At 54.6% G+C, this 14056-nt stretch carries 10 protein-coding genes; 7 read left to right on the top strand and 3 right to left on the bottom strand.

The window, feature by feature from the left end; translation table 11 throughout:
• Nucleotides 1-109: 109 nt before the first annotated feature.
• Complete coding sequence (purL, locus tag EDC28_RS06425; RefSeq protein ID WP_336391507.1) at nucleotides 110-3988, top strand: phosphoribosylformylglycinamidine synthase; 3879 nt, start codon at nucleotides 110-112, stop codon at nucleotides 3986-3988.
• 536 nt (nucleotides 3989-4524) lie between these two features.
• Here the strand turns inward: purL and EDC28_RS06420 are convergent.
• Nucleotides 4525-6966: a hypothetical protein gene (locus EDC28_RS06420; RefSeq protein ID WP_123421045.1), complete on the bottom strand. Its 2442-nt coding sequence runs from the start codon at nucleotides 6964-6966 to the stop codon at nucleotides 4525-4527.
• Nucleotides 6967-7782: 816 nt separating this feature from the next.
• A complete protein-coding gene (locus EDC28_RS06415) occupies nucleotides 7783-8202 on the bottom strand; it encodes a hypothetical protein (RefSeq protein WP_148049811.1) in 420 nt (139 codons plus the stop codon).
• Between the two features lie 128 nt (nucleotides 8203-8330).
• Here EDC28_RS06415 and EDC28_RS06410 point away from each other — a divergent pair, with 128 nt between their 5' ends.
• On the top strand, nucleotides 8331-9089 hold the full coding sequence (locus EDC28_RS06410; RefSeq protein ID WP_123421043.1) for a COG4705 family protein: 759 nt from the start codon (nucleotides 8331-8333) through the stop codon (nucleotides 9087-9089).
• Nucleotides 9090-9147: 58 nt separating this feature from the next.
• Here the strand turns inward: EDC28_RS06410 and uraH are convergent, their stop codons facing one another.
• The gene (uraH, locus tag EDC28_RS06405; RefSeq protein ID WP_123421042.1) at nucleotides 9148-9543 is read right to left on the bottom strand and encodes a hydroxyisourate hydrolase; all 396 of its coding nucleotides are present in this window, start codon (nucleotides 9541-9543) and stop codon (nucleotides 9148-9150) included.
• 165 nt (nucleotides 9544-9708) lie between these two features.
• Between uraH and EDC28_RS06400 the strand changes: the two genes are divergently transcribed.
• The 5 genes from EDC28_RS06400 (at nucleotide 9709) to rstA (ending at nucleotide 14053) form a co-directional block, all read left to right on the top strand.
• On the top strand, nucleotides 9709-11169 hold the full coding sequence (locus EDC28_RS06400) for a glycosyl hydrolase family 79 N-terminal domain-containing protein (RefSeq protein WP_123421041.1): 1461 nt from the start codon (nucleotides 9709-9711) through the stop codon (nucleotides 11167-11169).
• Nucleotides 11170-11266: 97 nt separating this feature from the next.
• A complete protein-coding gene (locus EDC28_RS06395) occupies nucleotides 11267-12235 on the top strand; it encodes a hypothetical protein (protein ID WP_123421040.1) in 969 nt (322 codons plus the stop codon).
• On the top strand, nucleotides 12235-12774 hold the full coding sequence (locus tag EDC28_RS06390; RefSeq protein ID WP_123421039.1) for a hypothetical protein: 540 nt from the start codon (nucleotides 12235-12237) through the stop codon (nucleotides 12772-12774). Before EDC28_RS06395 ends, EDC28_RS06390 begins: the two co-directional genes overlap by 1 nt.
• A gap of 87 nt (nucleotides 12775-12861) precedes the next feature.
• Nucleotides 12862-13221, top strand: coding sequence for a RidA family protein (locus EDC28_RS06385; RefSeq protein ID WP_123421038.1), 360 nt, complete (start codon nucleotides 12862-12864; stop codon nucleotides 13219-13221).
• Nucleotides 13222-13351: 130 nt separating this feature from the next.
• The gene (rstA, locus tag EDC28_RS06380) at nucleotides 13352-14053 is read left to right on the top strand and encodes a two-component system response regulator RstA (RefSeq protein WP_050657326.1); all 702 of its coding nucleotides are present in this window, start codon (nucleotides 13352-13354) and stop codon (nucleotides 14051-14053) included.
• The last annotated feature ends 3 nt before the right edge of the window (nucleotides 14054-14056 follow it).

Raw genomic sequence — 14056 nt, 5'->3', positions numbered from 1 at the left:
CAGAAACCGGCAAAACCGCGAAATCTAACCGTTCGTCTGGATGGGAAAGCAAACGTTTTTCCTCTATAATGCGGCGCCCGAGAACTCCCTCAGTCTGCCCAGGTGACCAATGCCGATTCAAGTCCTGCGAGGCGCTCCCGCCCTGTCCGAGTTTCGACTGGAAAAACTGCTGGCTTCATGCCAGGCCGCACAGCTTCCGGTAACCCAGATTTCCACCAGCTTCGTGCACTTTGCCGAACTGTCCGAGGCGCTGACCAGCGATGAACAGGTCCGCCTGGAAAAACTGCTGACCTACGGCCCCCGCTTGGCCGCTGCCGAACTGGCAGGGCAGGAATTTATCGTGGTGCCCCGCCTGGGTACCATCTCGCCCTGGTCTTCCAAAGCCACCGACATCGCCCATAACTGCGACTTGGGTAAGGTCAAACGCCTGGAGCGCGGTATTCGTTACCAGTTGGACGTGGCCCTGTCAGAGGCTGACGCCAAGCTCTTCAAAGCCCTGGTGCACGACCGCATGGTAGAAGCGGTGCTTGAAAGCGAAGCCGACGCTGAGCTGCTCTTTAAAAAGGCCGAGCCTGGCCGTTATGCCAGCGTCGATATTCTGGGTGAAGGCAAAGCCGCCCTGGAATCGGCCAACCAGCGCATGGGCCTGGCCCTTGCCGACGACGAAATCGACTACCTGGTCGAGAACTTCAAAGCCCTGGGCCGTAACCCCAACGACATCGAACTCTATATGTTCGCCCAGGCCAACTCCGAGCACTGTCGCCACAAGATTTTCAATGCCGATTGGACCATCGACGGCCAGACGCAGCCCAAGTCCTTGTTCAAGATGATTAAAAACACCTTCGAACAAACCCCGGACTACGTGCTCTCCGCCTACAAGGACAACGCCGCGGTCATGACCGGCTCCACCGCCGGCCGCTTCTTCCCCGACAGCGACAGCCGCGAGTTTTCATACCATGTGGAGCCTATCCACATCCTGATGAAGGTGGAAACCCACAACCACCCCACCGCCATTTCCCCCTTCCCGGGCGCCGCCACCGGCTCCGGCGGGGAAATTCGTGACGAAGGCGCCACCGGCGTTGGCGCGCGGCCCAAGGCGGGTCTGTCTGGCTTTACCGTGTCCAACCTGCGTATTCCAGGCGCGGAGCAGCCCTGGGAGCAGGATTTTGGCAAGCCGTCACGCATTGTCACCGCTCTTGAGATCATGACTGACGGCCCCCTGGGCGGCGCCGCCTTTAATAACGAATTTGGCCGCCCGGCGCTCTTGGGTTACTTCCGTACCTATGAAGAAGAAGTGAACTCCTTCAACGGCCGGGAAGTGCGCGGCTACCACAAACCCATCATGATCGCCGGTGGCCTTGGCAACATCCGCGAAGAGCACGTGCAAAAGGGCGAGATCCCGGTTGGCGCCAAGCTTATCGTGCTGGGCGGCCCGGCCATGAACATCGGCCTGGGTGGCGGCGCGGCATCCTCCATGGCCTCCGGCCAGTCTGACGAAGACTTAGACTTTGCCTCAGTGCAGCGCGATAACGCCGAAATCGAGCGCCGCTGCCAAGAGGTGATTGACCGCTGCTGGCAGCTCGGCAACGCCAACCCCATCTGCTTTATCCACGACGTGGGCGCTGGTGGCCTCTCTAACGCCTTCCCCGAGCTGGTCAACGACGGCGAGCGTGGCGGCAGCTTTGAGCTGCGCAATGTGCCCAACGACGAGCCGGGCATGAGCCCGCTGGAGATTTGGTGTAACGAATCCCAAGAGCGCTACGTGCTGGCGGTGCCGGCCGACAAACTGGCCCTGTTTGACGCCATTTGTGAGCGCGAGCGCGCCCCTTACTCTGTGGTGGGCGAAGCCACCGAAGAGAAAACCCTTAAGCTCAGCGACAAGCACTTTGGCGACAACCCCATCGACCTGCCGCTCTCCGTGCTTTTGGGCAAGCCGCCCAAGATGCACCGCGATGTACAAAGCCGCAGCGCCGAAGGTAACGAACTCAAGTTCGACATCAGCGTGCAAGAGGCGGCCGAGCGCCTGCTGCGCCTGCCCACCATCGCCGAGAAGACCTTCCTTATTACCATCGGCGACCGCTCCGTGGGCGGCCTTACCGCCCGCGACCAGATGGTTGGCCCCTGGCAAATTCCGGTGGCAGACGTGGCCGTTACCGCCGCCAGCTTTGACACCTACTACGGCGAAGCCATGGCCATGGGCGAGCGCACCCCGGTGGCGCTGCTCAACCACGCCGCCTCTGCCCGCTTGGCGGTGGCTGAATCCATCACCAACATCGCTGCTAGCGCCATTGGTGATTTGAAACGCATCAAGCTCTCTGCCAACTGGATGGCCGCTGCCGGCCACCCCGGCGAAGACGCCGGCCTTTATGAAGCGGTGAAAGCGGTGGGCGAAGAGCTGGCCCCGGCCCTTGGCATCACCATCCCGGTGGGCAAGGACTCCATGTCCATGAAGACCCAGTGGGACGACAAAGCCGTTACCGCGCCCCTTAGCCTTATCATCACCGCCTTTGGCCGTGTTGAAGACGTGCGCAAAACCGCCACCCCGCAGCTCAAAACCGACAAAGGCGCTACCCGCCTGCTGCTGATTGACCTTGGCGCCGGCAAACAGCGCCTGGGCGGCAGCTGCCTGGCCCAGGTGACCCGTCAGCTCGGGGTTGAGACCCCAGATTTGGACGACGTAGCCGCCTTTAAAGGCTTCTTCCACGCCGTGCAAGAGCTGCTGCTGGACGGCAAGCTGCTGGCCTACCACGACCGCTCCGACGGCGGCCTGTTCGTGACCCTGGCTGAGATGGCCTTTGCCGGCCACGTGGGTATCGACGCCGATATCAGCGCCCTGGGCGGCGACGCCATGAGCGCCCTGTATAACGAAGAGCTGGGCGCCGTTATCCAGGTGCGCGAAGAAGACCTCGACGCTATCAACAAGGTGCTGGCCGGCCACGGTATCAAGCACCTGGTACACGACATCGGTACCCTCAATGGCGACGACACGGTGCGCTTTAGCAAAGACGGCAGCGAAGTGCTGGCGGCCAAGCGCGGCGTGCTTCGCGGTATCTGGGCCGAAACCACCCACCAGATGCAAAAGCGCCGCGACAACCCGGTCTGCGCCGACGAAGAGTTTGCGCTCAAGACCGACGACAGCGACCCTGGCATCAGCCCGGTGCTCACCTTCGACATCAAAGAAGATGTGGCCGCCCCTTACATCATCAAAGGCGTGCGCCCCACCATCGCCATCTTGCGTGAGCAGGGGGTCAACTCCCAGCAGGAAATGGCCGCCGCCTTTACCCGCGCGGGTTTTCGCGCCATCGACGTGCACATGTCCGACATCCTGTCTGGCCGTGAAGATCTCACCAAGATGCAGGGCCTGGCGGCTTGTGGCGGCTTTAGCTACGGCGACGTGCTGGGCGCCGGCGAAGGCTGGGCCAAGTCTATCCTCTTTAACGAGCGTGCCCGCGCCGCCTTTGAGGCCTTCTTTGCCCGTGGCGACACTCTGGCCCTTGGGGTCTGTAACGGCTGCCAGATGATGTCCAACCTCAAAGACATCATCCCCGGTGCCGAGCACTGGTCCCGCTTTGTGACCAACCGCTCCGAGCGCTTCGAAGCCCGGGTGGCCACCTTGCTGCTGGAGAAGACCCCGTCACTGCTGTTTACCGACATGGAAGGGGCCCGCCTGCCCATCGCCGTATCCCACGGTGAAGGCCGCGCCGAGTTCGTAGATGACGCTCACTTCGCTGCCCTCAATGGTTCCGGCAAGGTAGCTGCCCGCTACGTGGACAACCATGGCCAGGTCACCGCCCAGTACCCCCTGAACCCCAACGGTTCGCCGGAAGGTATTGCCGCGCTCACCACCACAGACGGCCGCGTCACCATCATGATGCCGCACCCCGAGCGGGTACACCGCACCATCGCCCATTCCTGGCACCCCGAGGAGTGGGGCGAGAATGGTCCTTGGATGCGGATGTTCCAGAATGCTAGGAAGGCGATTGGTTAAGCCTGCGGCTTGGCTTTTGAGCAATAAAAAACCCCGCGAAAGCGGGGTTTTTTATTGGGGGAGTGGGGGAGGGCAGCTGTTCTTTTCGAGGCCGCTTTCAAATGGATGATTCCTTTATCGCCGGTAATACTCGGGCCGTCCAGGCCCTCGCCCTTACGGGCCATCGTCGCAGGCTCCGATGTTCAAATCTGCTCCTGACAGATTTGTCGCACCGGCAGGCGAGGCACTTTGTTTTCGCACAAAGTGCCCAAAGGCACCGCCCATGTTCCGCTTGATCTTCGCTTCTGGTCGTTCCCAGGCCACCGGTTCATACGCGCTCCCGGCACGTACTCACCTGCACCTGGGCGGCCCCCTGCCATCCTGTCTCGGCTGTCCTTCCACTCCCGTCAGCTCAGCGCTTCACTTAACGGGCTCCGTGGCCTAACCCCGAAAGCTCCAGAACAATCGACGGGTTTGTACCTTCGTTCCTTGATTGAAAAACAATGCCTTAAGTCAGCGTCGCTGTTGAGTACTCTAACAAGGAATGATTTTTAGCTTTAAGTCCCATAGTTTCTAACCGCTGATTCCATAGCTTTCTTCATGTTTCCATGAAGTTGCCTCTTGGCATCATCAAATGGATTTGTCTTCCACTCTTTAGGTAAATTCCTTTTTTTTCCTTCCATGAGTATCTGATTGTAAAGGTCGTTCATATAGTCGAAAAATATGCCGACCTTATTAATTCTGTATTCTAGTCTTTTTACTACATTACCAGAGGCGTTACCTATATCTTTTCCTAGCTCAGATAGTTTTATCCAGGTTTTTTCATCCGATATGAATGTATCCATCATTGTATTTTCAACAAATGTGAAGTTGGAGATTAAATCTCTTACTATATGACCACCTAATCTACTTGGATAAAAGTTCGAGCTGAAATTTGCTTTTTCATGTGTAGCTGTATGTATAAATCGTAACTTGCATAGATCATCTAAGGATTTCAGAGTGTATTCATCGGAGATTCCAATGTCTCTCATGTTTTTCCTTATTTCAATGCCATCTAGATATTGAAAAGATGAGTCTGTACTATACTGTACTAGAGCACTAAGAATAAATAACCTAGTCATTTGGAGATTGGTTCTGCCCAGTCTGGAATCAAAAGGATTGCCAATAAGGGATGATTCTTCAGAGTAGACAGCGTTATTTCCGACAAGGATAGCTCGAAGGGCTTCATGTCGAGGAAGTGTATAGTAACCTTTAGAGTTATAGGTATTTATTGCTTTTCCAGGGCTACTATATCCATGTTCAAGAAAGTGCCTCGTCATCCTTAATGCATTGCGGATATCTCCCCCGGCAAGGATTTCTAAAAGCTTACCCACCTCTGTTCCTAAAACGGAGCTTTGGACTAATTCGATTATAGTCGATAGGTTTTTGACATGGACGGTGAAACCATTCTCAGAAATAAAATCACCAGATGAACCACCAATTATACCCCTAGCTAAGAAAAATCGTTTTGACAAGACAGACTCTACTTTTGGAGGCTCAATGAGTATGGGATCAAAATCGAACGCATTAAATGTTGGAGAGTTTCTGTGCTCAACATATGTTGAGTTTCGAAGTGATATTATAAGGTTTAATTTAACTTTTTGAGAAAAGGCTAGTGTTTCTTTGAATACTTTTGACTGTATTGATTCATCAAGTTGATCAACATTATCAACTGCAAGATATAGTGGAGTTTTACTTGACAGAAATGAAAGTATTTTATTGATATAAGGCTTTTTATCATCATAGTCACGTTGGAGCTTTTCAGATATTTTCTTATCTATCTCATCTTGATTTTTACTTAAAAGAAAAGAGGGCCCCTTTTTTATAGCTTTTATCTCGCTCTCATAAGCATGCTTAATGCATTTTTCGTAATCAGATAGTACTTCGTCTTGAATTATATAGTTCATCAAGGTTTCATACACGTAATCTATTGGAGTTTGATCTTCCGTGTAACCAAGGAAATCAATCTGAAACCATTGAGGATAATAGCCGTTTATTTCTTTTTCAAAAATGGCAGCCGAAGATACATTTCTCGTGTAATGCTGGAATGTCGTTTTCCCTGAACCTACACTTCCAAGGATCACGATAGCTAGAGGCTTTGCTTTTTTGTGTGCGTTGGAAAGTATTTCTTTAAAGGAGCTATTAGAACTTCTGTTTAATGGTCTGATTGGAGATTTATTAAACATGCTCTGGCTTTTTGATATATGCATGTTTATTTTTCTGTCAAACTTCATCCTATCCGAACTATTTACGTAGCATTTTTCAAATAAACTCGCATCCATTTCTGTTATAGTATCCGAAAAAGCTGTTGTAATCGCTTCATCTATTAATGGATACATCGGGTTATCTGTTGTTTGGTATCCAGCCGTCTTGAAAAAGTTTTTAAGTCTTCTTTCTTCTACTTGATCCTCTGTATAACCTAGTAGTCTATTTTCTAGACTTGAGTTGATGACAGATTTTCTTGATAAAAGACCATGGAAATCAGCATAATCATCCACTAGAGCTGATTGTAGGCTATTAAATACAATGGCTGAAGACTGATGGAATGCAACTTGATCTATTCTATTTGCTGGGAAAATAATCCACTGCTCACCATTTGTAACGACAGCAAATTGTATGCTTAACTTCCTGCAATAATCTCTTGCTTGAATTATTGCATCACCAAAAGCTCCCTCAAGATTACTTTTACTAAGTTTTAATCGCCTTCCCTTTTCTATCGTTCTAAATGGCAAACCTATTTTTTTTGCTTCTATAATTAGGGCTGCGTTAGCAGTTCTAATTACATAATCTGCGAATGTTGTATTTTTGTCTTCAGATACCCGTTCTTCTACAGTTACATCTTCGTGAGTCCATTCGAGAATATCAAATAAAATCTTATCTATAACTTTGAGGCGTGTCGTGGCTTCATTAACGTCCGCTAGCGATAGCTGTTTAGATACTTTTATTAATTCTTCTATCATCTTATTCCCTTAATGTAATGCTGGAAAATTAATCCTGATAAATCTTTAGATGAAGCATGTCTTATATCATGTGGCTAACTTACCCTTTTTGACTTTGATGTCAATGAACACAGAAGCTCCATGGGATACCCACTTATAGTTTGCAAGGATATCAGGTGCTTAGACCGCTTATGAGCGGATCTGCTGTTTGCTCGAGAACAAACACGCTGGCTAGTGGATGCTCTTTCGCCCGTTAAGTGAAGCGCTGAGCCGCCGGGAGTGAAGGGGCAGCCGAGAGAGGGATGTAGAGGCAGGTGAATATGTGCCGGGAGCGCGTATGAACCGGTGCACCGGGAACGACCAGAGGTGAAGATGAAGCGAAACATGGGCGAGGTTTTTGCCTACTTTTGACCTCAAAAGTAGGGCGCATGCAGGGGCGCCCCCCTGCAAACAAATAGGCATGCGCTCGCAGGGTATTCCCATCTCCGGGGAGATCGCGCCAGCGGGTGCAGGAGTGCTCTGTGGGACACCCACTTTTTGTTATTAACAAAATCAACTGCTTAAATGCCGTTGCGATATTTTGAGCAACATGGTGCTCATTTTTGGTGTGGGTAGCTTTTTTTGAGCGTGATATTGCTCAATGTGGTTTTGGTGAACCGGGAACTCGGACAATAAGTGCAACACGCATGGATGAACGGCGGTTGCTGGCCAACTGCTGACCACGGCAGCTGTGTTTTCACCAAAGAAAGCAGCAGTGTCAGCATGAGTTATCAGCCGTTGATCGTATCGCGTTAAGCCCGTACGTCATTGCTGCCAAAACTGCGCTGATATGTGGCATCACTTTCTTGATGGCGGCTGCCAGAAGTAATCTGCCTTAGCCATTACTGCAATGCCGCTGCATTGCGCTTCTGACTGCGGTTTGGCGACGGCGCCAGTCACCGAGACAAATTCGCCGTTGTATTCGGCTTTAAGGTCTTGAAATTGGCTTTCGGATACTTCAATGCAGAGGGTGTCCAAGACTTGGTAGTATCTCATGCTCTCCTTGCTGGGGAACAGATAAACCCTTCTTTCGCCTTTATTGCCGTAGGTGCCCAGCCAGCCATAGAGCCTGATCTTTTCTGCCTTGGCTGGCGAGTCCAGGAAACGGGGCAACTCATAGAATGACAGCGGTTTATAAGACTCCGTTGTCGCCTCTGCCTGGCCAAACACACCAAGGCAGAAGAGGGCTAATGCGAACCCGCTGTATCTTGGCTTCATCCGAATCATCGCTGCTGTTATTGCTTTGATTTTTCATATCTTACGGCAAGCCCTAGCCTTGGCGAATAACGTAATCCCCCCTTCAGCTTCTTTGGTTACAACCTTGTAACCACTAAGGAGGAGCCACTATGACTGTTTCCGGTAAAGAAACCCTGGCCAAGGTACCGGCCATCACCTTGGGCTTTTGGCTGATTAAAGTGCTGGTGACCACCCTTGGCGAAACCGGGGGCGATGCGGTGTCTATGTCGCTGGGGCTGGGGTATTTGGCCAGCACCGGCATTTTTATCACCGTTTTTGTGGCGCTGGTGGCGCTGCAAATCAAGGCGGCGGGGTTTCGGCCCTTTTTGTATTGGGCCACCATCATTGCCTCTACCACCCTTGGCACCACCCTTGCCGATTTTGCCACCCGCTCTTTGGGCATAGGTTACAGCGGCGGCTCGGCGCTGCTGCTGAGCTTGCTGCTGCTGACCCTCTTTTGCTGGCAGCGCCTCTTGGGGCGCATTGATGTGGGTTCAGTACAAAGCCCGGGGGCCGAGGGTTTTTACTGGCTGACCATCACCTTTTCCCAAACCCTCGGCACCGCATTGGGGGATTGGACAGCCGACACCCAAGGCCTGGGGTATATGGGCGGGGCGGCGATATTTGGCGGCGCTTTACTGCTCTTGGCCACGCTTTATTACGGCACGGCGCTGTCTCGCACCGGGCTCTTTTGGCTGGCCTTTGTGCTGACCCGGCCCCTTGGCGCCGTGGTGGGGGATTTTCTTGATAAACCCCTGGCTCAGGGCGGCCTGGAGCTGAGCCGTTTTAGCGCCAGTGCCTGCCTAGCGGCGGCGGTGTTGCTGCTTATCGCCGCGCTACCCCAGCGAGCGGCAAGAAAAGGCCATTAACAACTTGGCGATAAATGCGGCCCCGAGTGCTTTGGCAGTAAGGGCCGCATTTTGGGGCTTAATTACCCCGGTAGGTACTGTAGCCGTAGGCGCTCAGTAGCAGTGGAATATGGTAGTGCTCGAGTGAGCCATCTACGGCGAAGATAACCGGGATCTGCGGGAAGAAACTCGGTTGATGGTGAGCCTTAAACCAGTCGCCGGTTTCAAAAATCACCTTGTAGGTGCCGGGGGCCATGGTCTGGCCCTTTGGGTAAAGGGCCGGTACTCGCCCCTGTTGGTTGGTGGTAGCGCGGCTCAGTACTTGCCAGCCTTGGTCGGTTTGCTTTTCCAATACGATGTTGACACCCGCAGACGGTAACCCGGTTTGGGTATTAAGGACATGCACGCTCAGCGGGTTGGCCAGGGCACCGGCAGACAAGGCCAGCATCAACAGGCCCGGCAGAGTGAATTTCATCAAAATGCTCCTTGTTATGGCGTGGCGCAAAAGACCGCCCACCCCGTTATTTTCTTTCAGTGCTGGGGCTTTTTTTCAGAGCCTAAAAACGGCTCAGCAGGCTGCGCAATATCGCTGTCACAGAGCGGCGCCACACTGGGTGGGCCCTGGTTATAAAGAGGCCTTATGTTCCTGTTGCTCAAAGGGCGGTTTCGCCGCCACCCGCAAGGTAGCCGCGCCAAGGTGGTGATAAGCCTCAACAAAGCCAAGCCCATAGCCCGGGTAGACGAGCGCTACTTGTCGTTCTCCATTGATATTTCGGTGCTGGCCGGTGGCCAGTGGTGGGACGGCAGCGCCGGCAGCCAAAAGGGCCTGGGCACCGAGAAAACCACGCCCCTTAGCCTGAAAAAGGGCAAGCTCGATAAATTCACCCGCGCCCTGGCCCCGGCCTACCTGCGGGTGGGGGGCTCGGAAGCGGACAACATCCATTACTTTGCCGCCCCCCAAGGCGAGAGCGGCGCCCTGGTGCTCACCCAGGGCATGTGGGACGACCTGCACCGCTTTTGCGCCCGTAACGATCTGGCGCTGGCCTTTACCTTTAAATACGGGCTTTTCAAGCGCCGCCTTCATGGCCGCTGGCAGGCCGATGAAGTCAGCAAGCTACTGGCCTACAGCAGCGAGCGCGGCCAGCCCATTGCGGTGTGCGAGCTTGGCAACGAGCTCAATGCCTACTGGGCCTTTTATGGCCTGGGCTCCCAGCCCATGGCCTCGAAGCTGGCCGCCGACTACGACACCTTTATTCGCACCGTTCGTCACTTGAGCCCTCACAGCAAAGTGGCGGGGCCGGGCAGCGCCTTTTGGCCGCGCATTGGCGAGGCCATCAAACCCATCACCAACATCACCCCAACCTTCCTGTCGGTGCTCAAGGAGCCCCTGGATATCGTTGACTGGCACTATTACCCCTTCCAAAGCCGCCGCTCGCCGGTGCGCACCCGTTCGGCCACCTTAAGCAACGTGATGTCGCCCCAGGCGTTGAAGGATTTTGATAAATACCTGGGGCAGCTCAAGGGCTGGCGCAACCTGCATCAGCCAAACGCCGTCCTTTGGACAGGAGAAACCGGCTCGGCCCAGTGCGGCGGCGAGGCGCGGCTGTCTGACCGTTTTGCATCGTCGTTCTGGTGGGCCGACCAACTGGGCCGAGGCGCCAGGGCAGGGCAGGCGGTGATGGTGCGCCAAAGCCTGGTGGGGGGCGACTACGGCCTTATCAACCGCCAAACCCTTAAACCCAACCCCGATTTTTGGGTGAGTTGGCTGTGGCAAAAGCTGATGGGCCGGGAAGTGTTTGAGGTGCAAAGCAGCGACGAGAGCGTGCTGGCCTACTGCCACAGTGCCCGCAAAGGCGGCAAATGCACCTTGCTGCTGATCAATATGGCGGCCACCGCCAAGGCGGTAGAGTGCCGGGGCTTTGGCATGCAGAAAAAACGCTTTGAACTTACCGCCGACAAGCTCACCGACGCTAAAGTGCGCATCAATGGCGTCAAGCCCAAATTCCAGGGCGGCAAGGTAAAACTCAAAGACTTCCCCAGCCTCGCGCGCCAGGAGCAGCTTAAGCCCTACAGCATTAATTTTTGGTGTTTTCTGTTGTAGTAAAACGCAAATTTTCAATGGCGTATTTTAAAGATGCCTTTAATTGCAAAGGCTTGCTCAGGTACTCTCACGCCAGTTCAACAGGGAGGTTGCAAGGATGCCCGCTACCGCAACGCTGCAAAACGCGCAGCAAAACCGCCAGGCCATAAAACAGGCCTTTGATAGCAATAACGTGGATGTTTACGCGCTGAACGACGCCGAGTTACTGCAACTTTGGATGGCCATTGGGCAAGCCAAAGGCAAAAACCGGCAGCAGATTGAAAGCGACTTCAACGCCCTGACTTCTCTCAAATTGGCCGATGCCATACTGGCTTTTGGCGTTAACTACGGCTCCAGCGTCGCCGATGGCAAAGTGCTGGCGGCCCTAGCCACCGACATGAAACGCGGTGGCAGCATCTTGGGTAAATACCAATTCAAGGTCGCCAACGGTAAACGCTATATCGTGTTCAAAGGCTACTCGGGGCTGCGTCGGTTAATCACCGGTACCCGTTATTTGTCTGATAACGCCAAATTGATGCAGCTGGGCATTACCGAGAGCGGTGTGGTGGCCGGGGTGAAAAACGGCGTTAAATCAGGGGTACTGATCACCCTGGTGTTCTCGGTCACCCTCAATACCATCGACTGGATCTTCAAGGACGATTACCACTGGTCAAACTGGCTGGGAACCTTGTCCACAGATATAACCAAAGCCGCCATTGCCAGTACCGCCGGTTACCTGGCTTCGGCCGCGACAGTGGCGGCCAGCGTGGCGTTGACCGGGGCCACCATCGCGGTGTTGCCATTGGCGGCCGGTATTCTGGTGGGGGTGCTGGTGGGCGTGGCCCTTAACGCCGTTGATGAGAAATTCCAGATCACCCAATCGCTGATTAACGCCCTGGATACGGCGCAGCGGCGCATTCAAAACAGCATCGATAACAACATCGCGCAGGCCAAAAGAGGCATGCTCGATGGGGTCTATTACTTGGTGCACGAAACAGGCAACTTGTTGCGACGCTCCGCCCGCCACTGGATCAACGATCAAATCAGTGGTTTGTTGCGGCGCCTTGGCGGATTTTCGATTTACTGATGACAAACAAAGCTTCGGTTTTCTTTCTGATCTTCTGTGCCGGTCTGGTGTTCTGGGCAATGGCTGCCGGGGCGGGCTGGCTCTATTTGGACGCACAAGCCAGTAATCAGGAGGCCTTTGCCAGCGGCAGGCAGCTGATTGTGCACAGCAGCAGCTACGGTTTTCTGCCCGGTGCTGCCTTGGGTATTTTTGCCGTCGGCCTTTATTTGCTGGTGGCCTTGGCCCTGGTGCCCTTTGGCGAAGAAGTACGTAAAACCAAAGGGGTATTGGTGCAAAAGGTGGCCGCGGTGGTGGTGGTGGCAGCGCTGATGCTGACTCTGCTGGGCCAGATTTGGCTTTCTCACCGCTGGGAGGCCACCGCCAAGGCCAAGGGATACTCGCCTTGCCCGCCACTCACCCTGCTGATAAACCGCATGACCTACACGGCGTGGACGCGTGATGTTAGCCTTTGCACCGATCCGCAAGTCTCGCAAATCGTACAGCGCGGCGGCCCTGAAGAATCAAAAGAAGTGGAAGCCCTGCTTCAGTCGAGGCAGTAACCGGCCTCGATTGGCGGGTGACAAAAGACACCCGCCATCTTTGCTGCTACCTTGGCACTTTGATTTTATTGCCAAAGTGTTTATCTGATGACCATCCACCGCATCAACCCCGGCCAACGTTGGTCCGACATTACCGTCTTTAACGGCATTGCCCATTTTGTGGAGGTGCCCGAGTGCGCCCAAGCTGACATCGACAGCCAAATGGCCGCCCTGTTTGCCCAGGCTGAAGCCAGCCTTGCCAAGATTGGCAGCGACAAAACCCGGCTGCTGTCGGTCACCATCTATCTCACCGATTTTTCCCTGGCCCCGGCCATGAACGCCGCCTGGGACGCCTGGTTTGAGCCCGGTACCGCGCCGAGCCGCGCCTGCGTCAAAGCCGAACTGGCCGACCCTCACTACCTTCTGGAAATGGCCTTTGTGGCTGCCGCTGGCAGCGCGTTTCAATAACGGCGTTACAGCGCTGACATCGCCTAAGGCACCTTTGTTTTTGCTGACAAAAAGCAAAAATCCGCGCCAGGGGGATTTTCAATTTTTGGCGCAGGAGTAAGCTCGGTGGCCTGAAGGTGGCGGAGGTGTTATGCACCGCATTGTGCTTGTAGAAGACGACCCGGATATCGGCCAGCTTATTGGTGGCTGGCTGGGTAAACATGACATGGACGTGCTGGTCGAGCCGAGGGGCGATATGGCCCTGGCGCGGGTGGCAGCGGAGCAGCCAGATCTGGTGCTGCTGGACATCATGCTGCCGGGGCTTGACGGCCTGTCGCTGTGCCGGGCGCTTCGCGGCCGCTTTGCCGGCCCCATTGTCATGCTCACCTCCCTGGACAGCGACATGAACCAGGTGCTGGCCTTGGAACTGGGCGCCAACGACTACATCCTAAAGACGGCGCCGCCCAATGTGCTGCTGGCAAGATTGCGGGTGCAGCTGCGCCAGGTTAAAGCCGCGCCAGCGCCCATCATCAGCCAGGGCAGCCGCCTGCAGCTTGGCACGCTGTTTATCGACCAGGCCACCCGCACCGTGCGCCTTGGCGGCCAGACGGTGGTACTGACCACCACCGATTTTGACTTGTTATGGCAACTGGCCAGCCATGCCGGGCAGATCTTGAGCCGCGAGGCCTTGTTTCAGCAGGTTAAGGGCCGCGACTACGACGGCCTTGACCGTTCCATGGACGTGGCCATCTCCAGGCTTCGCCAAAAGCTTGGCGACAGCGCCGAAGCCCCCACCCGTATCAAAACCGTGCGCCAAAAGGGCTACCTCCTGGTGCCGGACGAGTGGAGCTGACCG

The organism is Gallaecimonas pentaromativorans (assembly GCF_003751625.1).
Classification (GTDB): Bacteria; Pseudomonadota; Gammaproteobacteria; order Enterobacterales; family Gallaecimonadaceae; genus Gallaecimonas; species Gallaecimonas pentaromativorans.
The sequence above is the reverse complement of the archived record's forward strand: the minus strand, read 5'-3'. Positions and strand labels throughout refer to the sequence as shown.

Coding starts and splice junctions, on each gene's coding strand:
- purL (WP_336391507.1), top strand. CDS start 110: ATGCCGATTCAAGTCCTGCGAGGCGCTCCCGCCCTGTCCGAGTTTCGA.
- EDC28_RS06420 (WP_123421045.1), bottom strand. CDS start 6,966: ATGATAGAAGAATTAATAAAAGTATCTAAACAGCTATCGCTAGCGGAC.
- EDC28_RS06415 (WP_148049811.1), bottom strand. CDS start 8,202: ATGAAGCCAAGATACAGCGGGTTCGCATTAGCCCTCTTCTGCCTTGGT.
- EDC28_RS06410 (WP_123421043.1), top strand. CDS start 8,331: ATGACTGTTTCCGGTAAAGAAACCCTGGCCAAGGTACCGGCCATCACC.
- uraH (WP_123421042.1), bottom strand. CDS start 9,543: ATGAAATTCACTCTGCCGGGCCTGTTGATGCTGGCCTTGTCTGCCGGT.
- EDC28_RS06400 (WP_123421041.1), top strand. CDS start 9,709: ATGTTCCTGTTGCTCAAAGGGCGGTTTCGCCGCCACCCGCAAGGTAGC.
- EDC28_RS06395 (WP_123421040.1), top strand. CDS start 11,267: ATGCCCGCTACCGCAACGCTGCAAAACGCGCAGCAAAACCGCCAGGCC.
- EDC28_RS06390 (WP_123421039.1), top strand. CDS start 12,235: ATGACAAACAAAGCTTCGGTTTTCTTTCTGATCTTCTGTGCCGGTCTG.
- EDC28_RS06385 (WP_123421038.1), top strand. CDS start 12,862: ATGACCATCCACCGCATCAACCCCGGCCAACGTTGGTCCGACATTACC.
- rstA (WP_050657326.1), top strand. CDS start 13,352: ATGCACCGCATTGTGCTTGTAGAAGACGACCCGGATATCGGCCAGCTT.